Annotated in this window: 21 protein-coding genes and 1 tRNA gene; 2 read left to right on the top strand and 20 right to left on the bottom strand. The window is 65.5% G+C overall.

What is annotated here, in order from left to right; all coding sequences use genetic code 11:
* Positions 1-57 precede the first annotated feature (57 nt).
* The 15 genes from CQ015_RS17410 to argS form a co-directional block, all read right to left on the bottom strand.
* Complete coding sequence (locus CQ015_RS17410) at positions 58-870, bottom strand: F0F1 ATP synthase subunit delta (protein ID WP_105554266.1); 813 nt, start codon at positions 868-870, stop codon at positions 58-60.
* The gene (locus CQ015_RS17405) at positions 870-1424 is read right to left on the bottom strand and encodes a F0F1 ATP synthase subunit B (RefSeq protein WP_096283894.1); all 555 of its coding nucleotides are present in this window, start codon (positions 1422-1424) and stop codon (positions 870-872) included. Before CQ015_RS17405 ends, CQ015_RS17410 begins: the two co-directional genes overlap by 1 nt.
* Positions 1425-1506: 82 nt before the next feature.
* Entirely contained in the window at positions 1507-1719 is a 213-nt protein-coding gene (locus CQ015_RS17400) for an ATP synthase subunit C (protein WP_013348621.1), read from the bottom strand.
* A 103-nt stretch (positions 1720-1822) separates the two neighbouring features.
* The gene (gene atpB / locus CQ015_RS17395) at positions 1823-2614 is read right to left on the bottom strand and encodes a F0F1 ATP synthase subunit A (RefSeq protein ID WP_105554267.1); all 792 of its coding nucleotides are present in this window, start codon (positions 2612-2614) and stop codon (positions 1823-1825) included.
* Positions 2615-2900: 286 nt separating this feature from the next.
* Positions 2901-3335, bottom strand: a complete 435-nt coding sequence (locus CQ015_RS17390; RefSeq protein WP_105554268.1) for a hypothetical protein — start codon at positions 3333-3335, stop codon at positions 2901-2903.
* 145 nt (positions 3336-3480) lie between these two features.
* Positions 3481-4599, bottom strand: a complete 1119-nt coding sequence (locus CQ015_RS17385; protein ID WP_105554269.1) for an MraY family glycosyltransferase — start codon at positions 4597-4599, stop codon at positions 3481-3483.
* Entirely contained in the window at positions 4596-5282 is a 687-nt protein-coding gene (locus tag CQ015_RS17380) for an L-threonylcarbamoyladenylate synthase (protein WP_105554270.1), read from the bottom strand. Before CQ015_RS17380 ends, CQ015_RS17385 begins: the two co-directional genes overlap by 4 nt.
* Before the next feature lie 4 nt (positions 5283-5286).
* Positions 5287-6159: a peptide chain release factor N(5)-glutamine methyltransferase gene (prmC, locus tag CQ015_RS17375; RefSeq protein ID WP_105650732.1), complete on the bottom strand. Its 873-nt coding sequence runs from the start codon at positions 6157-6159 to the stop codon at positions 5287-5289.
* Between the two features lie 18 nt (positions 6160-6177).
* A complete protein-coding gene (prfA, locus tag CQ015_RS17370; protein WP_105554272.1) occupies positions 6178-7254 on the bottom strand; it encodes a peptide chain release factor 1 in 1077 nt (358 codons plus the stop codon).
* A 148-nt stretch (positions 7255-7402) separates the two neighbouring features.
* Positions 7403-9724 (bottom strand): transcription termination factor Rho, encoded by a 2322-nt coding sequence (gene rho / locus CQ015_RS17365; protein WP_105650731.1) that lies wholly within the window; start codon positions 9722-9724, stop codon positions 7403-7405.
* Positions 9725-10054: 330 nt separating this feature from the next.
* A complete protein-coding gene (gene thrB / locus CQ015_RS17360) occupies positions 10055-11014 on the bottom strand; it encodes a homoserine kinase (RefSeq protein WP_258138806.1) in 960 nt (319 codons plus the stop codon).
* 77 nt (positions 11015-11091) lie between these two features.
* Complete coding sequence (gene thrC / locus CQ015_RS17355) at positions 11092-12192, bottom strand: threonine synthase (RefSeq protein ID WP_105650730.1); 1101 nt, start codon at positions 12190-12192, stop codon at positions 11092-11094.
* A complete protein-coding gene (locus CQ015_RS17350; RefSeq protein ID WP_105554275.1) occupies positions 12193-13482 on the bottom strand; it encodes a homoserine dehydrogenase in 1290 nt (429 codons plus the stop codon).
* A complete protein-coding gene (lysA, locus tag CQ015_RS17345; protein WP_105650729.1) occupies positions 13483-14904 on the bottom strand; it encodes a diaminopimelate decarboxylase in 1422 nt (473 codons plus the stop codon).
* Between the two features lie 5 nt (positions 14905-14909).
* Positions 14910-16550 carry an arginine--tRNA ligase gene (argS, locus tag CQ015_RS17340; protein WP_105554277.1) on the bottom strand — a complete coding sequence of 547 codons (1641 nt, stop codon included), beginning with the start codon at positions 16548-16550 and terminating at the stop codon, positions 14910-14912.
* Positions 16551-16703: 153 nt separating this feature from the next.
* Here argS and CQ015_RS17335 point away from each other — a divergent pair.
* Positions 16704-16779: transfer RNA gene (locus tag CQ015_RS17335), tRNA-Arg, on the top strand.
* A gap of 81 nt (positions 16780-16860) precedes the next feature.
* On the opposite strand, the gene CQ015_RS17330 is transcribed toward CQ015_RS17335, so the two are convergent.
* The 4 genes from CQ015_RS17330 to CQ015_RS17315 all read right to left on the bottom strand — a co-directional run bounded on the left by CQ015_RS17330 (position 16861) and on the right by CQ015_RS17315 (position 20888).
* Positions 16861-17889: a GTP-binding protein gene (locus CQ015_RS17330; RefSeq protein WP_105650728.1), complete on the bottom strand. Its 1029-nt coding sequence runs from the start codon at positions 17887-17889 to the stop codon at positions 16861-16863.
* 187 nt (positions 17890-18076) lie between these two features.
* A complete protein-coding gene (locus CQ015_RS17325) occupies positions 18077-18868 on the bottom strand; it encodes an ABC transporter ATP-binding protein (RefSeq protein WP_105554279.1) in 792 nt (263 codons plus the stop codon).
* Positions 18861-19781: an ABC transporter permease gene (locus CQ015_RS17320; protein WP_105554280.1), complete on the bottom strand. Its 921-nt coding sequence runs from the start codon at positions 19779-19781 to the stop codon at positions 18861-18863. Before CQ015_RS17320 ends, CQ015_RS17325 begins: the two co-directional genes overlap by 8 nt.
* Before the next feature lie 99 nt (positions 19782-19880).
* On the bottom strand, positions 19881-20888 hold the full coding sequence (locus tag CQ015_RS17315; protein WP_105554281.1) for an ABC transporter substrate-binding protein: 1008 nt from the start codon (positions 20886-20888) through the stop codon (positions 19881-19883).
* Positions 20889-21310: 422 nt separating this feature from the next.
* Here CQ015_RS17315 and hrpA point away from each other — a divergent pair, with 422 nt between their 5' ends.
* Positions 21311-25252, top strand: coding sequence for an ATP-dependent RNA helicase HrpA (hrpA, locus tag CQ015_RS17310; RefSeq protein ID WP_105650727.1), 3942 nt, complete (start codon positions 21311-21313; stop codon positions 25250-25252).
* Here the strand turns inward: hrpA and CQ015_RS17305 are convergent.
* Positions 25249-25587 (bottom strand): hypothetical protein, encoded by a 339-nt coding sequence (locus CQ015_RS17305; RefSeq protein WP_258141584.1) that lies wholly within the window; start codon positions 25585-25587, stop codon positions 25249-25251. The two genes, hrpA and CQ015_RS17305, sit on opposite strands and share 4 nt — an antisense overlap.
* Between the last annotated feature and the right edge of the window lie 9 nt (positions 25588-25596).

Here is a 25596-nt window from a genome sequence, read left to right as displayed (position 1 = left end):
TTGTGGTCCTGGTTAGCTAGGACTTCGATGCGGGGATCGCTCCCCCACCGAAAATTCCTAGCTAGCCAGTGCGCGGCGCAAATCGGCCACGCGTGATGCCACGGAAGCGTCGACAACTTCGTCGCCAACCTTGACCACCAATCCGCCGACCAACTTTGGGTCGATGGAGGTGTTGAGGTTCAGCTCGCGAGCGTAGAACTTGTTCAAGCCCTGCTGAAGTCGCTGAAGCTGAGTCTCGGAAAGCTGGACAGAGCTGGTCACCGTAGCGATCCAGCGCTGCTGGCGCTTGGCCACCAACTCAACGAAACGTTCCACCAAGGCCATTGGCTTGAGCCCACGAGGAGCTGCCACCGCTTGCTGGATCAATACCTTCGAGGTTCGCGACGCGTTAGGCACGAGCTTGAGCGCCAGGGCGCTCTTTGCTTCGGCTGGGGCCTGCGCCTCATCCAACGCACGCTGTAGTTCATGGTTAGAACGAACTACCTCGATGAAGGAGAACAGATCCTGCTCCAGCTTGGCCAGCCCCGAAGCGCCGTCCTGCTGCTCTGCCACCGCGGTGACCGCGGTGACTGCCAGCGTTTCGAGCGCATCGCTAATGTCGCGTTCCGAGCTCCAGCGGTACGAAGCCAACTCTGCGACGATTGCTTCGGCGTCAGCCGAAACCTTTCCGCGCAACAGCTGGGCCAGAAGGCCTGCCTTAGCGGCAGCTTCACGTGCTGGATCAGTCAATGCGCGGCGAAGACCGGCATTTGCATCCAGTACTTCCAGGACCGCGAACAGATCCTTCGGCAGATCAACAGATGCCTGCGCCAGCTTCGGTTCCAAGAACTCCAAGGCCTTTGCCAATGACTCGCTCGATACACTTGCCATTAGTTCGATGCACCTGCATTCTGCTGAGCTTCCAAATCGGTCAGGAACGAATTAACCACGCGCTGTGCACGGGTATCGTCCTGCAGAGCTTCGTCAACAATCTTGCTTGCAAGCTCGGTGGCCAAAGAGCCAACATCGCTGCGAAGCGAAGCAAGGGCGCTGGTGCGCTCTGCTTCGATCTGACGCTGAGCCTGCTCGGTGATACGAGTAGCCTCATCGGTTGCTTTGGTCTTCAGATCGGCAAGGATCTGTGCACCTTCACTACGTGCTTCCTCACGGATGCGGTTAGCTTCGGTGCGCGCTTCCAGAAGCTGGGCCTTGTACTGAGCCAAGGTCTCCTCTGCTTCTTTCTGAGCGGCCTCAGCCTTCTCAAGTCCACCTTCGATCGCGGTGACGCGATCTTCATAGGACTGCTCAAACTTCGGAGCAATCACCTTGATGACGATGAAGAGCAATACCGCGAAGCCAACGCCCGTGACGAGAATCTCCCACGGGTTCGGCAACAGCGGGTTAACCGATTCGCCCGCAGCGAGGATGAATTCAGTGCTGTTCATTCTCACTATTCCTATCTACTAGTTTCCGCATGTGTGTACGCCTCGCAACAGTGGCGAGGCCACTACTACAGTCGCGAAAAGACTAGGCGCCGATAACGAAAGCGAAAACCAGGCCCAAAATTGCAAGTGCTTCGGCAAGTGCGAAGCCAAGCATTGCGATTGGCTGCAGGATGCGCTGAGCTTCTGGCTGACGTGCAACACCATTGATGTAAGCAGCGAAGATCAAGCCCACGCCAATTGCCGAACCGATTGCAGCCAGGCCGTAGCCGATCATATTCAGGGAGCCATGCAACATGTGATTATGTTCCTTTCAAGATACCGAACTTTTGCCGGTAGGTTGTGAGGTATTCCTTGAGCGACTCAAGGAAGATCTTTAGTGGTTAGAAGAAGTGTTGGCCTTAGTGGGCGTCGGCTTCAATTGCACCCTGGAGGTAGATCGCGGTAAGCAAGGCGAAAACGAACGCCTGCAGCACCATGATCAGCAGTTCCAGGAAGTACATTGCGACCGATCCGAGGATGACCAAGATGCCAAGACCATTCATAGCCAAGGAATCCTGAACAACGATCAGGTGACGTGCGCCGGCAGCTGCCAGCATCACGATCATGTGACCGGCCAGCATCGTTGCCATCAAACGCAGCGAGTGCGTCAGTGGGCGAACGATGAAGTTAGAGATGATTTCCAGTGGAATCATCAGTGGCATGATCCAGCCCGGAACACCGGATGGAACGACGGCCAACTTGAAGTAGCGAATACCATGATTCTTCAAACCCACGGCAATCCAGGTGCCGTAGATGATGATGGCCATCGCGTATGCAGAACCAGCGTGTGAGAACGATGGAATCTGCAGGAACGGAATTGCTCCGAAGAGGTTGTTCAGCAGGACGAAGAAGAAGGTCGCGAACAGCAGAGGAATCCAAGGACGGAAGTTCTTCTCACCAATGATGTCGCGGCCAATTCCGTTACGCACGAAGGCGTAGCCGGACTCGGCGAGGTACTGCGTCTTGCTTGGAACCAGCTTCGGGTTCTTGATGGCCGCGGTGAAGAACCAAGTAATGAGCACGATCGAAAGCACGATCATGAGCATCTGCTTGCCGAAACCGGTGCCGTACTCAACCATCCAAGGGAAAATATCTGGGAGGTGAGTATCGGATACGGATGGCGGAATGAATCCGCCTTCTTCTGAGGCCATTGGGAGCGCAAACGCGAACAACGCGCTGTCCTCTCTGCAGTAACGGTCACGGGCAAAAGGCGGTGACTGGCGGTAACTGCCTCTCACCTTGTGAAGAAAAAATCAAACGGGTTCCATCAACGCTTTTGCATAGCACATCGACGTTGATGAAGTGCCACCCTCAGGTTCCCCTGAGAATGCCTTTCGGAGACGGCCCCTCGTATTTAAACGAATTGCCGAAAATGACCCGTAGTAAGCCTATCAAACTCACAGCTCACCCATGACATAAACGTCGCGGGCTAAATGTCTATGACTCGTTGTAGATGGCAAGGCGCGTCTTCATGAAGGCGCGAACCTCGCCGACCTGCCAGGCAACGAGTGAGACCGCAGCTGCGAGCACGAATCCCTGACGGTTGACCCATTCGGGCAACCCCAGGTTCAACAGCACGAAGGCAATGCCAAATACCTTGATGACGAATGTTCCCAGAAACGCGGGCATCGCCCACGTGCTGCGGATTCGTCCGGCGGCCTCAGCAATCAAGATGCTGACGGCGAAGAAGCCGATCACTAAGCCGGCGGCAAACGCCCCGGAAAGTGCGTATCGCAAATCTGCAAGCAGCCACGAAATCAGGAAAAATGCGGCCGTTGCGATCAACGAGTACAGCACGGAGATACCAAGAATTGGCAGCCAGATGGACTTCGGAGCGGCAGAGGCGGTTATGCGGTCAGAACGTGAATTCATCTCCGCATCCTCCTCTGTTCACTTTCGACGATCCATCGGGCACCGGATGATGCTGATGATACTCATTTCCCCCGCACGGTTATTACCCTCGCGGGAGATGATCCACCATGAATTCTACACGAGATAGAAACTGCTTGGGTTCTGGTTACTTCCCGAGCTTGGCCCGAAGGTTGGTGTAACGCACCGAGACCAGCGGCCACCAGGTGAGCAAGGCGGCTCCGATAACCAGAATCACGATGACCGGGATCAAGATGACCAGCGGTATGAAGGCGATCGATACGACCGTAGCGGCCACCAATGCCGCCCAGATGTAGAGCAACACCACACTTTTGCGCACCGAGTGGCCCTGGGAGAGCATGCGGTGGTGGATGTGCTTGGAATCCGGGGAGAAGGGCGAGCGCTTGTTGAGCAGGCGGCGCACCACCGAGAGGCTCAGATCGAGCACCGGCAGGAAGACGATCACCATCGGCAGCACCATCGGCATGTAGGCCGGCACATTGCGGAAACGATGGGCATCGAGCCCCTGCACGTCGCCGGTGACCGCGATGGCCGAAACCGACAGGATCAGCCCGATGGTCAGCACCCCGGTCTCCCCCATGAAGATGTTCGCGGGGTTGAAATTATGTGGCAGGAATCCCACACACGCACCGAGTAACAAAGCGCAAAGCAGCGCTCCGACATTCGCGTAGTCATCGGCACTCACATGGGTGGCCAGGATGTAGGAGTAGAGGAAGAAGGTGGCCGCGCCGATAGCGGCCAGGCCCGCGGCGAGCCCGTCGAGCCCGTCGGAGAAGTTGATGGCGTTCATGGTCAGCACGACCAGAAACACCGTCAGGGCTCCCTGTGCCCAGGGCTCCTCGATCCGCCAGGTGCCAACCGGCAGCGAGCGGATCAGGATGCCGTGTCCGGCGATCACCGCGCCGATGGCCACCTGGCCTGCCGCCTTGTAGTACCAGCGCAGGTCGCCGACGTCATCCCACAGCCCGAGCAGCGCGATCATCACCAGTGCGATGGCGATGCCGCGGATGGTCAGCCCGTTTTCGAAGACCCCGGCGAAGAAGCTGAAGTGGCTGGCCAGCCAGAGCCCGGCGCCGAAGGCGATCATGATCGCCAACCCGCCGAATTTCACGATCGGCGCGTTGTGCTGGTCGCGTTCGCGCACCATTTGGCTGCGGGTGAAGCGGTGGCCGATCGAACGGATGATCGGGGTCAGCAAAAAGGAGGTGGCGAAGCTGAACGCGATCAGCAGGACGTAGCTTCTCATGCGTCCTGGCTCGGAGCCTGGGGCTCCACATCCGCAATGTTCGGGACCACGACGCGCAGTTCGCCGATGTCGATGGCGCCGGCGCGGACCACGCGGAGGGTCTCGCCGGTGGCGTCGACGATGGTCGAAGGCAGGGTGGCGCCGCCATCGGAGCTGCCGCGCGCGCCGCCGTCGAGGTACACGTCCACGCTCTCGCCGAGCTGCGCGATCGCCTCGTCCACGGTGGTCGCCGCCGGCTGGCCGGTGCGGTTGGCCGAGGAGACGGCCAGCGGTCCGGTGGCGCCGAGCAGTTCCAGCGCGGTGTCGTCGTTGGGCACGCGCAGCGCGACGGTGCCGCGGGTCTCCCCCAGATCCCAGGTCAGCGAGGGCTGTGCCTGCAGGATGAGGGTCAGTGCGCCGGGCCAGAAGGCCTCGGCGAGCTTGCGGGCTTCATCGGGGATGTCCCGGGCGAGCCCGTCCATGGTGGCGACCTGGGCGATCAGCACGGGAGGCGGCATATTGCGTGAGCGGCCCTTGGAGGCCATCAGCATGGCGACGCCCTGCGGGCTGAATGCGTCGGCGCCGATCCCGTAGACGGTGTCGGTGGGTAGGACGATGCAGCGCTTCTCGCCGAGGGTTTCCTTGGCTGCGGTGATCGCTGCGGCGCGCTGCTCTGCGTTGCTGACATCAAATGTTGTGCTCACGGGTTTATTCTTTCATGCGGTCGGAGGATAACGGGGCAAGGCCGCTGGTGGCTCGCGCCCGTCCGGTGAGGTCTTGGTGCCCGGTGACCGCCTCGAAACCCAGTTCGGCCAGCATCGCGGCGGCGCTGGCGGCTTGCACCTCCGCGTGTTCCATCACGTACATGCCGCCCGGGCGCAGCAGCCGCAGGGCTTCGGCGGAAACCTCCCGCGGGATCCGCAGCCCGTCGCTGCCCAGCCCGTACAGCGCCATCTGCGGGTCGTGCTCGCGCACCTCGACCTCGCGCGGGATCGCGTTGGGCGGGATGTACGGCGGGTTCGAAATCACCAGGTCCATGGTTCGGTGCAGGGCAACGGGCAGCTGCGCCGCGTCCTGGTGCAGGACTCTCACGCCCAGCGGTTCGCAGTTCGCCCGGGTATAGCCGATCGCCTCGGCGGAGAGTTCCACCGCCCACACGGTGGATGCGCTCAGTTCGGTGGCCAGCGCGGCGGCGATCGCCCCGGACCCGGAGCACAGGTCTACACAACGTGAACCTTGTAGCGAGCCGATGAAGTCCAGGCCTACCTGCACCACCGACTCGGTTTCCGGGCGCGGCGAGAACACCCCGGGCCCGACCTGCAGGGTCAGGTAGCGGAAATGGCCCTCGCCGGTCAGGTGCTGCAGCGGGATGCGCCGCGCCCGTCGGCCTACAAGGTCCAGATATTGTGCGTACTGTGCCTCGTCGAGGTTTTCCCCGCGCAGCTCGCGCAATTTGAGCTCGGCACGGCTGTCCCCTGTGACGAAGCACAGCAAGAGGTCGGCATCGACGCCGGGGCTTGGCACCCCGGCGTCGGAGAGAACCGCGGCGGCGGCCCGCCGCGCGGTATTCAGCTGCTCCACGCTATGGCTCTTTGCCGCTTAGCGTTCGCCCAGCGCCGCCAGGCGCTCTTCCTCATCGAGCTGGATGCAGGATTCGATCACCGGAGCCAACTCGCCGTCCATCACCGCATCCAGGTTGTACGCCTTGTAGCCGGTGCGGTGATCCGCGACGCGGTTTTCCGGGTAGTTGTAGGTGCGGATGCGTTCGGAACGGTCCATGGTGCGGATCTGGCTGGCGCGCACGGCGGAGTTCTCTTCGTCGATGATCTGCTGTTGGTGGGCCAGCAGGCGCGAGCGCAGCACGCGCATCGCGGCTTCGCGGTTCTGGATCTGCGACTTCTCGTTCTGCATGGCGACCACGATGCCGGTGGGGATGTGGGTCAGGCGCACCGCGGAGTCGGTGGTGTTCACGGACTGCCCGCCGGGGCCGGAGGAACGGTACACGTCGACCTTCAGGTCGTTCGCGTGGATGTCCACCTCTTCGGGCTCGTCCACCTCGGGCAGCACCAGCACGCCGGCGGCCGAGGTGTGGATGCGGCCCTGGGACTCGGTCTGCGGGACGCGCTGCACGCGGTGCACCCCGCCCTCGAACTTCAGCTGCGCGTAGACGCCTTCGGCCGGGTCGTTGGACTTGCCCTTGATCGCCACCTGGGCGTCCTTGTAGCCGCCCAGATCGGACTCGTTGAAGGAGATCATCTCCACCTTCCAGCCCTTGTGCTCGGCGAAGCGGGTGTACATGCGCAGCAGGTCCGCGGCGAACAGGGCCGCCTCGTCGCCGCCTTCGCCGCCCTTGACCTCCAGGATCACGTCGCGTGCGTCGTTCGGGTCGCGCGGGATCAGCAGGCGGCGCAGCTTCTCCTCCAGCTCGGGCAGGGCCACCTTGAGGGTTTCAACCTCTTCGGCGAACTCCGGATCCTCATCGGCCATTTCCTGCGCGGCTTCCAGATCCTCGGTGGCCTGCTTCCACTTGTTGTACGCGTCGACGATGCCCTTGAGCTGAGCCGAACGTCGTCCGAGCTTGCGGGCCTTGGCCTGGTCGGCGTAGACCGCGGGGTCTGAAAGCTCCGCCTGAATCGCGGCGTGCTCCTCAAGTAGCGTCTTGACGGATTCAAACATGTTGGCTGTTCTTCCTGTTATGCGTTGCCCGGCCCACGGATCGTGCGTCGCGCGCTGTAGTCAAAGTCTATGTCGTGTGACGCGCCGATGGCGTCCAGGCGGTCGGCGTGAAATGCCGACTGCCTGGACGCCATGGCGGTCAGGGGTGCTAATCCTTGTTGGGAGTGGTCTTGTTGACCAGCATCAAGAATTCGGCGTTCGATTCGGTTTCGCGAATCTTGCCGGTGAGCACCTCGAGGGCCTGCTGCGGATCGATGCCCGAGAGCATCCGGCGCAGGCGCCACATGATGCGCACCTCTTCGGCGCTCATCAGCTGCTCTTCGCGGCGAGTCGAGGACTCGTTGACGTCGACCGCCGGGAAGATGCGCTTGTCGGCGAGCTTGCGCGAAAGGCGCAGCTCCATGTTGCCGGTGCCCTTGAACTCCTCGAAGATGACCTCGTCCATCTTGGACCCGGTCTCCACCAGCGCGGTGGCCAGAATGGTCAGCGAGCCGCCGTTCTCGATATTGCGGGCGGCACCGAAGAAGCGCTTCGGCGGGTACAGCGCGGCCGAATCCACACCGCCGGACAGGATACGTCCGGAAGCAGGAGCGGCCAGGTTGTACGCACGGCCCAGGCGGGTCATCGAGTCAAGCAAGACCACGACGTCCATGCCCATTTCCACCAGGCGCTTGGCGCGCTCGATGGCGAGCTCGGCGACGGTGGTGTGGTCATCTGCCGGACGGTCGAAGGTGGAGGCGATGACCTCGCCCTTCACGGTGCGCTGCATGTCGGTGACTTCTTCGGGACGCTCATCAACGAGCACCATCATCAGGTGCACTTCTGGGTTGTTGATGGTGATCGCGTTCGCGATAGCCTGCAGGATCAGGGTCTTGCCGGCCTTCGGAGGCGAAACGATCAGGCCACGCTGGCCCTTGCCGATCGGGGCGACCAGGTCGATCACACGTGGGCCGACCAGCTTCGGATCGGTTTCCAGGCGCAGGCGCTCGGTTGGGTACAGCGGGACGAGCTTGTTGAACTCGACGCGCTCCTTGTTGTCTTCGGGCTTCTTGCCGTTCACCGAAGTCAGCTGCACCAGGGCGTTGAACTTCTGGCGCGGATTCGGGGTTTCGCCATCGCGTGGAGCGCGGACCGCACCGACGATCGCATCGCCCTTGCGCAGGTTGTACTTCTTGACCTGGCCCAGGGTGACGTAGATGTCGTTCTGGCCTGGCAGGTAACCGGAGGTGCGGACGAACGCGTAGTTCTCCAGCACGTCCAGGATGCCAGCCACCGGCAGCAAGACATCGTCTTCGCTCAGCTGTGGCTCGTCCAGGTCATCACGGCGGTTGCGGCGGTTGCGGTTGTTCCGGTCGTTGCGATCGTTACGATCATTGCGGTCGTTACGATCGCTGCGGTCGTTCCGGTCCCCGCGGTTGCGTTCGCGGCGGTTGCGGTTGCGTTCGCTGCGCTCGGCATTGCGGTCATTGCGATCGTTGGAACGCTCATTGCGGTCTTCGGAGTCGTTTGCGCCCTGCTCGTCGTTGCGCTCGTTGTTGCGGTCGCTATTGCGGTCGTTGCTGCGCTCACGCCGGTCATTGCGGTCGTTGGCGCGCTCGCCACGCTCTTCGCGCTCGTTGCGGTTGTTGCCGCGCTCTTCACGCTCGTTGCGGTTGTTGCCGCGTTCGCCGCGCTCATCGCGATCGTTGCGGTCGGTGTCGACCTCGCTGCGCTCGGTGCGCTCGCCACGGTCGGCGTTGCGCTCGCGACGATTGGAATTGCGTTCCCGGCGGTTGCCGCGTTCGCGCCGCTCTTCGCGGGCCTCCGGCTGGTTTTCGCCCTCGGCGGCCGGGGCCGATGCGCCAGCATCTGCTTTGGCTTCCGCAGCGGCTTCGGTGTTCTCCGCGGCGACCGGTTCGGCCTTCGCACGCGAGTTACGACGCTGGCGCGGAGCCTGCGTCTGCTCGGCCTTCGCGGCCGGAGCCTGCTCGGCCGCTGGCTGCGGAGTTTCGCCGCCTTCGGCTGCCGGAGCGCTGACCTTGCCCGAGTCGGTGACGCGACGCGAGGTGCGACGTGCCCGCACTGGCTTTTCGGCCTGCTCGGTCTTCGGCTCTGCCGCAGCTGTCGGAGCTGCCGCCTGGGTCGAAGCCTCGCCCTGAGCTGGCGCTTCGGCCTCGGCCTTAGGTGCGCGACGACCGCGCGGGGCCTTGGCTGCCGCCTTCTTCGCAGGAGCCTTTTCGGCGGTTTCGCTCTGCTCCTTGGCTGCCTTGGCGGATTCCTTGCCGGTTTCCTTGGAGGCTACGGAGCCACCGCGCTGATGATCGCCAATGGATTTCACCAGATCGGCCTTGCGCATGCGCGATCCGCCGGTAATGCCTAGTTGGGAGGCCAGCTGCTGGAGCTGGGTCATCTTCAAAGAGGCCAGGCCGGCGCTCTTGGTTTCGGAAGTCTTAGTGTCCACGCCTTCGTTGAGGCTTGTGGTTTCGGTCACGAAAGTTCCTTCTGACTCGTAGGATGGGCTGGTTCAAGCAACCCACTGTGCCGTATGTATAGGCGTCACGACCGAGATTCGATGGTCGTCACGCCATCCAGGCCGCTCACGCTAAAAGATTGTGTAAGGCAAACGCTGGACTTAAAAGGTTGATATCTCGACGGCACGAGGAGTGCACAAACGTGGGATATCAGAGGTGCTGCGAACTGCAGAAAAGATCCGGAACGGCTGGACGAACGAAAGTTCGGTAAACCGATTTCGCCCGATCAACACTGGCCAAGTGGATTCACTACTGCGCAATGCGCTCAGCAATCCGGTCTGCCGTGAGTGTTACAGCACTTCTACTGTAACACCGTTCTTGGCCAGTTCGGGCACTTTAATGCTCCACGACACCGAAGATCCTGTGGCGAATGACTCGATTACGGCGCGGGCGGCCTGCAGCTGGGCCTCATCGGAGACCAAGGTCAAGATCGTGGGACCGGCCCCGGAGACCACCGCGGCCAGCGAATTCCCGCGCAAGGCGCGCAGCAGCGCGGCGCTTTCGGGCATGGCCACCGCCCGGTAGTCCTGGTGCAGGTAGTCCCGGGTGCCGCCGAGCAGCTGGCTTGGGTCATTGCTCAGCGCGTGGATGAGCAGCGCGGCGCTGGCGGAGTTCGCCGAGGCCTGCGCGTGGTCGATCTGCGCCGGCAGCACCCCGCGGGCGGCCTCGGTGGAGAGCCCGTTCGAGGGCACGGCGAGCACCGCGCGCACCGCCGGGTGCAGCGGCACGGCCACCGTGGTGAAGCTACCTGCCGCATCGGTGGTGGAAATGCTCAATCCCCCGTACACGGCCGGGGCCACGTTATCCGGGTGCCCCTCCCAGGCGGCGGCGGCCTGGAAGATGGCGTCGATGCCGCCGCGCGCATCTTCCGGGAGCAAGGCGTCGGCGGCGGCGAAGGCGGCAACGATGGCCGCGGCGGAAGACCCCATGCCGCGGGCATGCTCGATATTGTTCTCCGCCTTCAGCTCGATGCCCACCGGAGCGAAACCGCGCTCCTTCCAGTAGCCGTGCATCTGCGCGATGATCAGGTGCGACTCGTCTGTGGGCAGCGTGTCCGCGCCCTGCCCGGTCAGCGTCACGGAGCTCTGCTCTACCGTGCGGATTTCGAGGCGGTCGCGGTATTCCAGCGCCAGGCCCAGCGAGTCGAAGCCCGGGCCGAGGTTTGCACTGGTGGCCGGAGGGGCCACGATGAGGTGCTGGCCCAGGGCGATCTGCTGCGTCATGGTTCCTTCGAGAAGTTCGGGGTTCATCGGCGTATCATTCTTGGCTCGGATAGTGCTCGGCCCGCCGCATCGAGGGATGATGCGGCGGGCCGATGCTGCATTTTTTAGGCCAGGCCCAGGGCGGTGGCAACTTCGACCACGTCGAAGCCGACCTTGGTCGGTTCCACCGTGGTGCCGTCCGGGTTCTGCAGGGCCCAGTTCGGGTCCTTCAGGCCGTGGCCGGTGACGGTGATGACGATCTTCTTGCCCTTGGGCACGTTGCCGGCGCCGTGGTGCTTGATCAGCCCGGCAACCCCGGCGGCGGAACCAGGTTCCACGAACACGCCCTCGCGGGAGGAGAGCCAGCGGTGCGCGGCGAGGATTTCCTCGTCGGTCACCGAATCGATCTGTCCCCCGGATTCATCGCGCGCGGCCTCGGCCTGCTCCCAGCTGGCCGGGTTGCCGATGCGGATCGCGGTGGCGATGGTGTCCGGTTCGGTGACCGGGTGGCCCAGCACGATCGGCGCGGCGCCCGCGGCCTGGAAGCCCCACATGATCGGGGTCTTCGTGGAGACCGCCGGCAGCTTGCCGCCGGCCTGGGTGGTGTACTCGGCCGCGTACTCCTTGTAGCCCTTCCAGTAGGCGGTGATATTGCCCGCGTTCCCGACGGGAAGCACATGGTAGTCCGGGGCGTCGCCGAGGAAGTCGACGACCTCGAACGCGCCGGTCTTCTGGCCTTCGATGCGCGCCGGATTCACGGAGTTCACCAGGAACACCGGGTAGTTCTCGCTGAGCTTGCGGGCCACGTCCAGGCAGTTGTCGAAGTTGCCGTCGATCTGGATGATGTCCGCGCCGTGCGCGATCGCCTGGGACATCTTGCCCATGGAGATCTTGCCCTCCGGTACGAGCACCGCGCACTTCAGCCCGGCCTGCGTGGCGTAGGCCGCGGCGGAGGCGGAGGTGTTGCCGGTGGAGGCGCAGACCACGGCCTTGGCGCTGGCGGCCACCGCGGCGGTCATCGCCATGGTCATGCCGCGGTCCTTGAAGGAGCCGGTCGGGTTCATGCCCTCGACCTTGAGATAGACGCTCGATCCGGTCAATTCGCTCAGCGCCGGGGCGAAGACCAGCGGGGTCCCGCCTTCGCCGAGCGTGATGACCTGGGTGTTCTCATCGACCGGCAGCCGGTCGGCATATTCGCGGATGACTCCACGCCACTGATGCGCCACTTAGTTTCCTTCAACTCGCATTACGGATAGGACTGAATCCACCGCGTCCAGCGCGGTGAGCGCCGCCACGGTGGAGCTGAGCGCGGCCTCGGTGCCCTGGTGGGTGAGGATGCGCAGCTGGGCTGCCGCATCCGGCTGCGCCGCCTGCTGGTTCATGGATTCGATGGAGACCCCATGCTCGCCGAAGATCGCCGCGATGCGCGCGAGCACTCCGGGCTCGTCGGAGACGGTCAAGCCGATCCAGTAGCGCGTGGTGATCGCGGAGAAGTCCATCAGGCTCGCGGCGGCATCCGCGGAGCCATTGGGCAGCGGGGCCCCGGCGGCCAGCTGGCGGGTGACGGCGACTACGTCGCCCATCACGGCCGATGCGGTCGCGTTGCCGCCGGCCCCTGCGCCGTAGAACATCAGGTCCCCGGCGTTCTGCGCCTGGACGAACACCGCGTTGAACGCACCGTGCACGGTGGCCAGCGGGTGGTTGCGGTTGACCAGCGCCGGGTAGACGCGCACCGAAATGCCCTGCTCGGACTTCTCGGCGATGGCCAGCAGCTTGATCACGTAGCCGGCCGCGGCGGCGGCGGATACGTCGGCGGCGGTCACCTCGGTGATGCCCTCGGTGTGCACCTGGTCCGAGGAGACGGTGGTGTGGAAGGCCAGCGAGGCGAGGATCGCGGCCTTCGCGGCGGCATCGTGCCCGCCCACGTCGGCGGTCGGATCGGCCTCGGCATAACCCAGCGCCTGGGCTTCGGCGAGCACGTCGTCGAAGGCGGCGCCGGTGGTGTCCATCGCGTCGAGGATGAAGTTGGTGGTGCCGTTGACGATGCCCATCACCTTGGTGATGTGGTCCCCGGCCAGCGAATCGGCGATCGGGCGCAGGATCGGAATCGCCCCGGCCACCGCGGCCTCGTAGCGCAGCTGGGCGCCGGAGGCGGCGGCCAGCGCGTTCAATTCGGCGCCCCGGGCGGCGATGAGCGCCTTGTTCCCGGTGATCACGCTGGCCCCGCGGGCCAGCGCCCGGGAAATGTACTCCCCGGCCGGCTCCATGCCGCCGAGCAGCTCGATCACCACGTCGGCGCCGTCGATCAGCGCATTGGCATCGGTGGTGAACAATTGCTGGTCGAGCTGCACATCGCGCTTGGACTCCAGGTTGCGCACGGCAATCCCCGTCAGTTCCAAACTCGCGCCGGAGCGGGCCGCCAGGGCGCCGCTGTCCTCGATCAGGATTCGTGCCACCTGGGCACCTACCGTGCCGCAACCCAGCAGGGCGACCTTCAGGCTTTTTTCACCGCTCACTTAAACTCCCATGTCACGGGCCAACAAATCGGATTCGGTTTCCCTGCGCACGATCAGACGGGCTTGGCCGTCGCGCACCGCAACCACCGCCGGACGGGTCAGGTAGTTGTAGTTGCTCGACAGCGCCCAGCAATAGGCGCCGGTGCCCGGAACCGCCAGCAAATCGGCGGCGGCTACGTCCTCGGGCAGGTAAACGTCATTCACGACTATGTCACCCGACTCGCAGTGTTTCCCAACTACGCGAGAAATAATCGCGTCGCTTTGCGTCACACGGTTGGCCAGCACGGCGCTGTAATCCGCGTCGTAGAGCACCGGCCGGGCATTGTCGCTCATCCCGCCGTCCACCGACACGTAGCGCCGCGGCGCGGTGCCCCCGGCCCCGTCCTCGACGAACACGTCCTTGCGCACGCCCACCTCGTAGAGGGTGAAGGTCGAGGGCCCGGCGATGGCGCGGCCCGGTTCGATGGACAGGCGCGGGCAGTCGATGCCCAGCTGCGCGCAGGTCGCGGCGACCACCTCGGCCATCTGCCCGGCGAGCTTCGCCGGGGTGGAGGGGTGGTCGGCCTCGGTGTAGGCGATGCCGTAGCCGCCGCCCAGATCCAGTTCGGGCAGCGTGACCCCGTGGCGTTCGCGCACCTCGGCGAGGATGCCGAGCATCGTGCGCGCGACGATGGCGAAGCCCTCGGCGTCGAAGATCTGCGAGCCGATATGCGCGTGCAGGCCGAGCAGGTTGATGCCCGGGGCCTCCAGGGCGCGGGCGATGGCCGCCAGCGCCGGGGAGGTGCCGGTGGGCCCGGGCTGGATGGACAGCCCGAACTTCTGGTCCTCGTGCGCGGTGGCGATGGCCTCATGGGTGGAGGCGTGCACCCCGGGGGTCAGGCGCAGCATCACCTGCGCCGGGATCCCCTCCGCGGCTGCGACCAAGATCACGCGTTCCAGCTCGTCCAGCGAGTCGATGACGATGCGTCCCACGCCCATGCGCAGGGCGCGGGCGATCTCCGGCACGGACTTGTTGTTCCCGTGCAGCGACAGCTTCGCCCCGGGCACGCCGGCGGCCTGGGCCACCGCGAGCTCGCCGCCGGAGCAGGTGTCCAGGCGCAATCCCTCGGCGGTGACCCAGCGGGCCACCTCGGTGCACAAGAACGCCTTGCCGGCGTAGTACACGTCCACCGCGCCGCACAGCTGCGCGAAGGCGGCATCGAATGCGGTTTTGAACCCGCGGGCGCGGGCGCGGAAGTCGTTTTCGTCCAGCACGAACAGCGGGGTGCCGAATTCCCTGGCCAGTTCCGAGACCGCCACGCCCTGCACGGCCAGCTCGCCGTGGGCATCGCGGGAAACTCCGGAGGCCCACTGCACCTCGCGCAGCGCGTTGGGGTCGGCGGGGAAACTGAGCCAGGCCGGAGCCAGTGGTGAAGCGGTCATAAGAATTACATCCTCTCCGGGGCCGAAACGCCCAGCAGTCCGAGTCCGTTGGCCAGCACCTGGGTGGTGGCGTCGTTCAGCCACAACCGGGTGTGGTGCACTTCCTGCACCGGCTCGTCGCCCAGCGGGGTGACGCGGGTGGCCGCATACCAGGAGTGGTAGGCCCCGGCGACCTGCTCCAGGTAGCGGGCGATGCGATGCGGCTCGCGCGACTGCGCGGCCCCGGCGACCACCGAGGGGAATTGGCCGAGCACGGCCAGCAGTTCGTTCTCGCTCGGGTCGGTGAGCAGCGCCGCGTCGAAGCTCTCACGGGTGACGCCCTTGGCGACCGCGTTCGCCGAGGCGCCGAAGGAGCGCGCGTGGGCGTACTGCACGTAGAACACCGGGTTGTCGTTGGTGTTCTTCTTCAGCTGCTCCGGATCCAGCGCGATCGGCGAATCGGCCGGGTAGCGGGCCAGCGAGTAGCGCAGCGCGTCGGCGCCGATCCAGTTGATCAAATCGCGCAGCTCGATGATATTGCCCGCGCGCTTGGAGAGCTTGGCCCCGTTGACGGAAATCAGCTGGCCGATCAGCACCTCGATGTTTTTGTCCTTGTCGTCCCCGGCGCAGGCGGCGATGGCCTTCAGCCGGTTGACGTAGCCGTGGTGGTCGGCTCCGAGCAGGTAGATCTTCTCGCTGAAGCCGCGGTCCTTCTTGGACAGGTAGTAGGCGGCGTCGGCGGCGAAGTAGGTCGGTTCCCCGTTGGCGCGGATCAGCACCCGGTCCTTGTCGTCGCCGAAGTCGGTGGTGCGCAGCCAGACCGCGCCCTCCAGATCGAAGATGTGGCCCTGTTCGCGCAGCCGGGCGACGGCGTCCGCCACCGCACCGCCCTCATGCAGGGTGGATTCGGAGTAGAACACGTCGAAGTGCACGCCGAAGTCAGCCAGCGTGGACTTGATGTCCGCCAGCTGCGCGGTGTAGGCCAGTTCGCGCAGCTTGGGCAGCGCGGTGGCCTCGTCCTGCTCGGCAAGTTCCGGGGCGGCGGCCTGCACGATGTCGGCCAGTTCCTTGATGTACTCCCCCGGGTAGCCACCCTCGGGGACCGGCAGGCCATGCATGCGGTTGTACACCGAGCGGGCGAACACGTTCATCTGGTTGCCGGCGTCGTTGATGTAGTACTCGCTGGTCACCTCGGCGCCCGAGGCGCGCAGCACGCGGGCGATCGCGTCTCCCAGCGCCGCCCAGCGGGTGTGGCCGATATGCAGCGGGCCGGTGGGGTTGGCGGAGACGAATTCCATGTTGACCACGTGCCCGGCCAGCGCCTGGTTGTGCCCGAAGCCCGCCCCGGCCTCGACGATGGAGCGGGCCAGCTCGCCGGCGGCCGCCGCGTCCACGGTGATGTTCAGGAAGCCGGGTCCGGCGATCTCCACCGCGCCGACGCCCGGGACTTCGGAAAGCCGGCGCACCAGCATCTGCGCGAAGTCGCGCGGGGCCATGCCGGCCTTCTTGCCCAGTTGCAGCGCGATGTTGGTCGCCCAGTCGCCGTGCTCACGGCTTTTGGGTCGTTCGACGCGCACGGTGTCGGGTACCTCGACGGCGATTTCGCCGGCGGCTACGGCCTGCGTCAGGCATGCGGATATGGCAGCGGAGAGTTCTTCAGGAGTCACCGTTCAAGAATAGCGGTTTTTCGCAGGCATCTTCGGCATTGATGACTTTGCCCCCTGTGATGCTGCAGGCATCACCCGCGTTGGCGCGCCGCCGGGCCAATTGCGCAGATGGCGCTTTCACCTGATAGTATTTTTCCTGTTGCCCAGCAACATGCCTCTGTAGCTCAGTGGATAGAGCGTCTGCCTCCGGAGCAGAAGGCCGAAGGTTCGATTCCTTTCAGGGGCACCAGCAAAAAGGTTCCGCAGTTGCGGGGCCTTTTTCTTTTCCCCGCGCTCGCTCGATCGCTGCCCCGCCTCGGCAGGCTGGCGCTCAGGCGCTCAGCCGGGCATGGCGCTGCAGCCGGCGCATCCCTTCCGCGTCCGGACCCTGTGCCGGCCGCAGCGTTTGCGCTAGCGCCCCGCGCACCAGATGCTCATCGATCCCGACGCCAATGGCCACCAGCCCCGCAGCATCGCTTGAAGGATGCGCGGCCACATGGATATGGCGTCCGACCAGATTCACCGCCCAGGATTTCGCGCCGCGGGCCGTGGCCACCTGGACGATCCCCTTCAGCCGGTAGACCCCGGACGGCGAACGCTCGAGCAGGTCCAGCAGCGCGCCGGCGGCGATGGGAGCGGAGGCGGTCACGCTCACCGAGGCGGCATGCTGGTGGGTGTGCGAGCCGTGCTCGGCCCGCATGAGCGCGCCGAGCGGCAGCTGGTCCTCGGGATCTTCGGCCAGCGCCACGTCGAATACCAGCTCCGGGTCGATGGCCCCGCGCACCGCGTGCACCAGCGGCACGCGCGGATTGCGCAGGGCGATGCGCTCGGTGATGCGCTCAAGGACGTCGGCTTGGCCCGCGCCGGGGTGGGCTTCCTGCTCCAGCTGGTCGAGCTTGTTCAGCACCACCAGCGAGGCGGCCTCGAAACGCGCCGGCGGATCGGCATGGGTGTCCACCGTCTCGAAGTAGTTCGCCGCATCCACCACCTCGATCAGCCCGGCGGGCCGGATGTTCTTCGCCTGGCTGAAGCGGATCAGCCGGGCCAGGGACAGCGGTTCGGCCACCCCGCTGGCTTCGATGATGATCACGTCCAGCCGCAGCCGCGGCGCGGCGAGTCTGGCCAGGGCCTCATCCAGTCCCCCGGAATCGTCCAGGCAGCACACGCAGCCGCCGGCGATGGACTGCGCGGCGTCCACCTGCCCGGTGATCAGCCCGGCGTCGACGTTGATGGCCCCGAAATCGTTGACCACCACCCCGATGCGCGCCCCCGGGGTGCGCAGCAGGTGGTTGAGCACGGTGGTTTTGCCGGCCCCCAAGTATCCGGTCAGCGCGATCACCGGAATCTGCCTGCGTGCCATCTATCCACCTGGACCTTTCATGCGGTGCTCGCCGGGGCTGCGGAAGCCGCGAGCGGGAAACATCAACCGCTCCAACCCTAGTACGCCCCGCGCCGCCGCGTTGTCCGGTTAAAGCACCGCTGGCCGCCGGCGAACCCTGAACTACAGGGAACACCGGCGGCCAGCGGAGGCAAAAGCCAAGAAAAAGCTACTGCAGCATCGTGCGATCGTCGAGCTGCGCGCCCTTGATCTTCTCGAATTCGCCCAGCAGGCCCTTGACCGTCATCTTCGACTTCGCTTCCTGGTCCAGGTCCAGGATGATCTGCCCGTCATGCATCATGATCAGCCTGGTGCCCAGGGCCAGCGCCTGTTCCATATTGTGGGTGACCATCAGCGTGGTGAGCGCATGGCGCTGCACGATCTCGTTGGTCAGCCGCGAGACCAGGGCCGCGCGCTGCGGATCCAGCGCGGCGGTGTGCTCATCGAGCAGCAGGATCTTCGGCTTGGAGAAGGTGGCCATCAGCAGGCTGAGCGCCTGGCGCTGGCCGCCCGAGAGCAGCCCGACCTTCGTCTTCAAGCGTTTTTCCAGCCCCAGCTCCAGGGACTTGAGCTCCTCGACGAACAGCTTCCGGCGCTTGGCGCCCACCCCCATGCCCAGACCGCGGAAGCGGCCGCGGGCGTGCGCCAGGGCCATATTCTCCTCGATGGTCATCGTCGGCGCGGTGCCGGCCATCGGATCCTGGAAGACCCGGCCGATGTACCTGGCGCGGGTGTAGTCCGCCATCTTGGTGACGTTCTTGCCGTCGACGGTGACCGTCCCGGTATCCGGGAAGAGCTTGCCGGCGACCATGTTCAGCACCGTGGACTTGCCCGCGCCATTGGAGCCGATGACGGTGACGAATTCGCCGGGGCCGAGGTTCAGGTTGATATTGCGCAGCGCCTTGCGCTCGTTGACCGTTCCAGGGAAGAAGGTCCGTGAGAGGTTGGAAATTTCAAGCATTGCTGCGCACCTCTTCCTGGATCGGCGCGGCGTCCGAATCCTTGCGTTTGAAGGTTTTCACGATCTTCTGGAAGCCCTTCCATTTCGGCAGCAGCAGCGCCACCACCACGAGCACCGCGGAGATCAGCTTCATGTCGTTGACCTCCAGCCCGGCGACCAGCGCGAACTGGATGACCAGCCGGTAGATGACCGCGCCGAAGACGACGGCCAGGGCGGCCAGCCAGATGTAGCGCTGGGTGAAGATGGCCTGGCCGACGATCACCGAGGCCAGCCCGATCAGGATCACGCCGATGCCCATGCCCACATCGGCGAAGCCCTGGTACTGGGCGATCGCCGCGCCGGAGAGGGCGACAAAGCCGTTGGACAGGGCCAGGCCCAGGATCTTCTGGCTATCGGTGCTCACTCCGAAGGAGCGGATCATCTCGTGGTTGTCCCCGGTGGCGCGCATCGCCATGCCCATTTCGGTGTGCAGGAACCAGACGATCGCGGCCACGAAGAGCAGTGCAACGGCGAAGAGGATCAGGACCGAGCCCGCGGAGCCGAGAATTCCCGCCGTGCGCAACGGGCTGATCAGCGTGTCCTCGCCCAGCAGCGGCGTATTCGCCTTGCCCATGATGCGCAGGTTGATCGAATAGAGGGCGATCATCGTCAGAATACCGGCGAGCAGGCCGTCGATCTTGCCCTTGGTATGCAGCAGGCCGGTGATCGCGCCGGCGACCATGCCGGCGAAGAAGGCGAGCAGCGTGGCAAGCCAGGGGTTTACCCCGTTCACGATGCCCACCGAGGCGACGGCGGCACCGGTGGTGAAGCTGCCGTCGACGGTGAGGTCCGGGAAATCCAGGATGCGGAACGTCAGATATACCCCGAGCGCCATCAGGGCGTAGATGAGCCCGAGTTCAACCGCTGTGATCATAATTGGATCCTTGAGTTGTGGGAAAGTTCTTGGTCACGAGGAAGGCGAGGCGTCTACGTGCTCGCCTCGCCTTCCTCGCAGGTGGGTGGTGCTTTGACCCTAGTAGGTTTCGACCGCCTCGGACTTCAGTTCCGCGGAGAACTCGATGCCGATCTTCTTCGCGGCGGTTTCGTTCAGGTACAGCTCCACCTCGGTGAGGGTTTCCACCGGCATGGTGGCCGGTTCCGCCTCGCCCTTGAGCAGCTTGTCCGCCATCATCGCGGTCTGCTCGCCGAGCTTCTCGTAGTTGATGCCGTAGGTGGCGGTGGCGCCACGCTTTACGGAGTCACCATCGGCAGCGATCACCGGGACCTTCTTGCCCTGCGCGGTCTGCAGCAGGCCTTCCAGCGCGGAGACTACCGCGTTGTCGGTGGGCACGTAGTAGGCGTCGACGTCCAGCGAGTTGGCCGCCTGCTGCACCTCGGAAGGCGCGGAGATGGCGGACTTCTCGATGGTCAGTCCGAGCTCGCCGGCGGCTTCCTCGGCCCACTGGACCTGGATGGCGGAGTTCGCCTCGCCCGAGGAGTAGACGATGCCGACCTTCTTCGCATCCGGGGAGAGCGTCTTGAGCAGTTCCAGCTGCTCCTTGACCGGGTTCTTGTCCGAGGTGCCGGTGACGTTGGCGCCCGGAGCCTCGTTGGAGGCCACCAGCTTCGCGTCCACCGGATCGGTGACCGCGGAGAAGAGCACCGGAATGCTGGTGATCGACTGGGCCGCGGCCTGCGCCGACGGGGTGGCGATCGCCAGCACCAGGTCGATGTCGCTGTCGGCCGCGAGCTTGCCGGCGATCGAGGCGTTGGTGGCCTGGTCGCCCTGCGCGTTGTTGTCGTCGTAGGAAATCTTGTCGCCGGTGTAGCCGGCGTCTTCCATGCCCTGCTTGAAGCCCTTGGTGACGGCGTCAAGGGATGGGTGCGAGACATACTGGAAAATGCCGATCTTGACCGGGCCCTCGGCGGCGGCTCCGCCGTCGCCGGAACCCTCGCTGCCGGTGTCCGAACCGCAGGCGGTGAGCGCCAAGGCGCCGGTGGCAGCCACTGCGGCTAGTTTCAAAGCTGTGAATCGCTTCATGGTGATCCTTTCAACATGTTCCCTGTGCGAGTGATGTCCCCGTGCGCGTTGGCCCGGTAGCCAGCTCATCGGCGAAGACAAGCGAACCGGGAACTGCCCGAACCACGTGCAGGTGATTACCCACGATCTTACATGTGAAAGACCTCACTTCGCCGATGAACCCGGTGATGCCAAAGACGTTTGCCCCTTGATTCGGCCAATGCCGGACACAACTGGGCATTTGGCGTGCTCTCGGGCGCGAATCCGTATTCGGGCCAGCGAGGCTGCCGGCATTTCGGTGGACGGATTTAAAAATTGACTTCGCCGCACTGTGACGCAGATCAAGGGTTTTTGCCGGCGCGCGGCCGGTTTTGCGCCCCCGCGGGCGCGCTGAGTCGCGGTGTCTGCCGGCAGCCGCCTGGCCGGAATAGAATGGGCACATCATGGCCCTCACCATTTCTTATCCCGAAGCCCTTCCCGTTTCTGCCCGCCGCGCCGACATCCTCGATGCGGTGCGCCAGAACCAGGTGGTGATCATCGCCGGCGAAACGGGGTCCGGCAAGACCACCCAGCTGCCCAAGATGCTGCTCGAGCTCGGGTTGGCCAAGCACGGCATGATCGGGCACACCCAGCCGCGCCGGCTGGCCGCGCGCACCGTGGCCGAGCGCATCGCCGAGGAGCTGGGCACGAGCATCGGCGACGAGGTGGGCTTCCATGTGCGCTTCACCGGGGAGGTTTCGCGCCAGACGAAGCTGAAGGTGATGACCGACGGCATCCTGCTCGCCGAGATCCAGCGCGACCGGCTGCTGAAGAAGTACTCGGCGATCATCATCGACGAGGCGCACGAGCGCAGCCTGAACATCGACTTCCTGCTCGGCTACCTCAAGCAGATCATGGTCCAGCGCCCGGAGCTGAAGATCATCATCACCTCCGCGACCATCGACCCCGAACGCTTCGCCGCGCACTTCGGCACCCTCGATGCTGCAGGTGCGCTGGTGCCCGCGCCGATCCTCGAGGTCTCCGGGCGCACCTTCCCCGTGGAAATCCGCTACCGGCCGCTGGAGGCCGGCGGCGAAGAGCCGGACGAGGCGGATGCGAACGCACTGGAAGACGACCGCGACCCGCTGGATGCGGTGACCGACGCGGTGCGCGAGCTGTCCGCCGAGGAACCGGGAGACATCCTGATCTTCTTCTCCGGGGAGCGCGAGATCCGCGACGCAGCCGATGCCTTGCGCGCGATGGTGGCCGGCAACAAGCGGCTGCCGCGCTACGAGGTGCTGCCGCTGTTCGCCCGGCTCTCGCTGGCCGAACAGCACCGGGTCTTCCACCCGGGGTCCGCGCCGCGGCTGATCCTGGCCACCAACGTGGCCGAAACCTCGCTGACCGTGCCGGGCATCAAATATGTGATCGACACCGGCACCGCGCGCATTTCGCGCTATTCGCACCGCACCAAGGTCCAGCGCCTGCCCATCGAGCGGGTCTCGCAGGCCAGCGCGAATCAGCGTTCGGGCCGCTGCGGGCGCGTCTCGGAGGGCATCGCGATCCGGCTGTACTCCGAAGAGGACTACGCCGCGCGCCCGGAATTCACCGACCCCGAGATCCTGCGCACCTCGCTGGCCAGCGTGATCCTGCAGATGATCTCCATGGGCGTGGTGGCCACCGCCGCCGACGTGGCCGACTTCGGCTTTGTGCAGCCGCCGGACGCGCGGGCGATCTCCGACGGGGTGAATCTGCTGCGCGAACTGGGCGCACTGGGCGAAGACAAGCGCGCGCAGGTCACGCAGATCGGCCGCAAGCTGGCCCAACTGCCGCTGGACGTGCGCCTGGGCCGGATGATCCTGGAGTCCGCGGAGCGCGGGGTGGCGAAGGAGCTGATGGTGCTCGCCGCCGCGCTGAGCATCCAGGATCCGCGCGAGCGGCCCAGCGAGGACACCGGGCAGCGCGAACGCGCCGCCGAACTGCATAAGCGCTTCGCCGACGAGAAGTCCGACTTCATCGGGCTGCTGAACTTGTGGGCCTACCTGCAGGAGCAGCAGAAGGAGCTGTCCTCCTCGGCCTTCCGCCGGCTGTGCAAGGCCGAGCACATCAACTACCTGCGGGTGCGCGAATGGCAGGACCTGTTCACCCAGCTGCGCCAACTGTCCAAGTCGCTGGACATCACCGTCGCCGCGGCCCCGGTGGACCCGGCGGCCAACGAGGATCAGGTCCACAAGTCGCTGCTGTCCGGGCTGCTGGGGCATATCGGGCTCTATGACGAGCGCAAACGCGACTACCAGGGCGCGCGCGGCGGGCGCTTTTCGATTTTCCCCGGCTCCGCGCTGTTCAAGAAGTCCCCGACCTGGGTGATGGCCGCCGAGCTGGTGGAGACCTCCCGGCTCTGGGCGCGCACCGCGGCGGTCATCGACCCCGCCTGGGTGGAGGAGCTCGCCCCGAATCTGCTCAAGCGCAGCTACTCCGAGCCGCACTGGTCCAAGAAAATGGGCTCGGTGATGGGCTACGAGAAGGTCACGCTCTTCGGGCTGCCGATCGTGCTCAAGCGCCGCATGCACTACTGGCGGGTGGATAAGCCGCTGGCCCGCGAACTGTTCATCCGGCATGCGCTGGTGGAGGGCGACTGGCGCACCCACCACAAGTTCTTCGCGCGCAACCGGGCGGTGCTCGCCGAGGTGGAGGAGCTCGAAACCCGGATGCGCCGCCACGATCTGCGCATCTCCGACGAGGACCTGTTCGACTTCTACGATGCCCGGCTGGGCGAAGAGGTGGTCTCCGAGCGGCACTTCGACCGCTGGTTCAAGCGCGCGGCGGCCAAGGATCCGGGCCTGCTGGACTTCGATCCGTCCGCGGTGCTCGCCGGCGACGCACAGCAACTCGATGAGACCGCGTTCCCGCGCAGCTGGAGCCACGGGGCCATCGCGCTGCCGCTGAGCTACGAGTACAACCCGGCCGCCGCCGACGCCGAAGGGGACGGGGTGAGCCTGCAGGTGCCGGTGGTGTTCCTCAACCAGCTCGATCCGGCGCGCTTCGCCTGGCTGATCCCGGGGCTGCGCCACGAGCTGCTCACCGCGCTGATCCGCTCCATGCCCAAGGCGATCCGCAAGAACTTCGTGCCCGCCCCGGATGTGGCAGGCCAGGCGCTGGCCATGCTCGACGCGGACTTCGATCCGGGCAGCGACGACCTCGCCGACTCCCTGGCACTGGTGCTGCGCCGGCTGCGCGGCATCGTGGTGGACCCGGCGATCTTCGACTTCTCGACGCTGCCGGCGCATCTGCGCTTCGGCTTCGAGGTGGTGGACGCCGCCGGAAAGCTGCTGGGGCACGGCGATGACCTCTCCGCCCTGCAGTACAAGCTGGCCGCGGCGAACCGGGCCGCGCTGTCCAGCCAGGTCAACTCCCCCGCCACCGTGCGCGCCGCGGCCCCGGCGCAGGCCAAGGGCGCGAAGGGATCCAAGGGCACCCCGGCGGCCAAGGCTCCGAAGTCGGCGCCCGGCTCCGGGCAGTGGGACCAGCGCGGGCTGACCGGCTGGCCGAAGCTGCACACGGCCGGGAACGCGCTGCCGGCCCAGGTCACCACCACGGTGATGGGCCAGGAGATCACCGCCTATCCGGGGCTGCACGACGCCGGCAAGGATGCGGCGCTGAGCGTCTACCGCACCGCGGCCGAACGCGATGCCGCGCACCGGGCCGGGATCATCCGGCTGCTGATGCTGCGCCTGCCCCCGGCGGCGAAGTTCGTCATCGGGCACCTGAGCAATGCCGAGCGCCTGGCCTTCAGCCAGAACCCGCACGGGTCGATCGACGAGCTGATCGCCGACTGCACCATGGCCGCGGTGGACAAGCTGGTGCCCGAGGCGCTACCGATGGATGAGGCGGGCTACGAGAAGCTCTTCGAAACCGTGCGCGCCGAGCAGATCGACACGGTCTTCTCGATCACCTCGGTGATCTCCCAGGTGTTCGGCGCCGCGACCCGGGTGGCGAATGCGCTGAAGTCCACCAAGTCGCTGGCGATGTACGCCGCGGTCAGCGACATCCGCTCGCAGCTGGAGCAGCTGATCTACCCCGGGTTCATCGCCGCCACCGGGGCCGCGCACCTGATGCGCCTGCCGCGCTACCTGGCGGGCATCGAATCGCGGTTGGTGAAGCTCAATTCCGGGGCGGTCACCCGCGACGGGCAGTCGCTGACGGTGATCCAGAAGCTGGAGGACGACTACGACGGCGCGCTGGGGCGGGTGCCGGAGGGCGCGCGCACCCCGGCCGGGCTGCGCGAGGTGAAGTGGATGCTCGAGGAGATGCGCATCTCGCTGTTCGCCCAGGAGCTGGGCACCGCCTATTCGGTCAGCGAGAAGCGCATCCGCAAGGCCATCAAGGACGGGCTCGCGGCGCTCTAGCCGCGGGGCCCGCCGGCGGCGATCACCTGCACCGGGTCCTCGTAGACGATGCGGCCCGGATCGGCAGTTTCCAGCCGTTCCCAACGGATCTGGTGCGCATCGAGCAGCAGCAGGTAGGGCTCCACGCGCGCCAGCAGGTGCACGGCGCCGTGCTTGAACCAGGCGGCCGCGCCCGGGTTGAGCGCCCGGTCGTAGACCTGCGGGTCGCTGAGGCTCGGATTCGGGTAGGCCGCGTTGTACCAGTCGTTTCCGGCCCGCCAGCGCGCGTGCTCGGCCGGGCTCAGTTCCCCCTGCGCGCCCAGCTTGTTGACCAGCGCGAAAATGCCGGGGTGCACCCCGCGTTG

The organism is Arthrobacter sp. MYb221, assembly GCF_002979835.1.
Lineage (GTDB): Bacteria > Actinomycetota > Actinomycetes > Actinomycetales > Micrococcaceae > Glutamicibacter.
This window is presented reverse-complemented; position numbering and strand designations above follow the sequence as displayed.

What these genes read in the sequence shown, in the direction of transcription:
- CQ015_RS17410 (WP_105554266.1), bottom strand. Translation starts at nt 870, where the DNA reads ATGGCAAGTGTATCGAGCGAGTCATTGGCAAAGGCCTTGGAGTTCTTG.
- CQ015_RS17405 (WP_096283894.1), bottom strand. Translation starts at nt 1,424, where the DNA reads ATGAACAGCACTGAATTCATCCTCGCTGCGGGCGAATCGGTTAACCCG.
- CQ015_RS17400 (WP_013348621.1), bottom strand. Translation starts at nt 1,719, where the DNA reads ATGTTGCATGGCTCCCTGAATATGATCGGCTACGGCCTGGCTGCAATC.
- atpB (WP_105554267.1), bottom strand. Translation starts at nt 2,614, where the DNA reads ATGGCCTCAGAAGAAGGCGGATTCATTCCGCCATCCGTATCCGATACT.
- CQ015_RS17390 (WP_105554268.1), bottom strand. Translation starts at nt 3,335, where the DNA reads ATGAATTCACGTTCTGACCGCATAACCGCCTCTGCCGCTCCGAAGTCC.
- CQ015_RS17385 (WP_105554269.1), bottom strand. Translation starts at nt 4,599, where the DNA reads ATGAGAAGCTACGTCCTGCTGATCGCGTTCAGCTTCGCCACCTCCTTT.
- prfA (WP_105554272.1), bottom strand. Translation starts at nt 7,254, where the DNA reads ATGTTTGAATCCGTCAAGACGCTACTTGAGGAGCACGCCGCGATTCAG.
- thrB (WP_258138806.1), bottom strand. Translation starts at nt 11,014, where the DNA reads ATGAACCCCGAACTTCTCGAAGGAACCATGACGCAGCAGATCGCCCTG.
- lysA (WP_105650729.1), bottom strand. Translation starts at nt 14,904, where the DNA reads ATGACCGCTTCACCACTGGCTCCGGCCTGGCTCAGTTTCCCCGCCGAC.
- CQ015_RS17330 (WP_105650728.1), bottom strand. Translation starts at nt 17,889, where the DNA reads ATGGCACGCAGGCAGATTCCGGTGATCGCGCTGACCGGATACTTGGGG.
- CQ015_RS17325 (WP_105554279.1), bottom strand. Translation starts at nt 18,868, where the DNA reads ATGCTTGAAATTTCCAACCTCTCACGGACCTTCTTCCCTGGAACGGTC.
- CQ015_RS17320 (WP_105554280.1), bottom strand. Translation starts at nt 19,781, where the DNA reads ATGATCACAGCGGTTGAACTCGGGCTCATCTACGCCCTGATGGCGCTC.
- CQ015_RS17315 (WP_105554281.1), bottom strand. Translation starts at nt 20,888, where the DNA reads ATGAAGCGATTCACAGCTTTGAAACTAGCCGCAGTGGCTGCCACCGGC.
- hrpA (WP_105650727.1), top strand. Translation starts at nt 21,311, where the DNA reads ATGGCCCTCACCATTTCTTATCCCGAAGCCCTTCCCGTTTCTGCCCGC.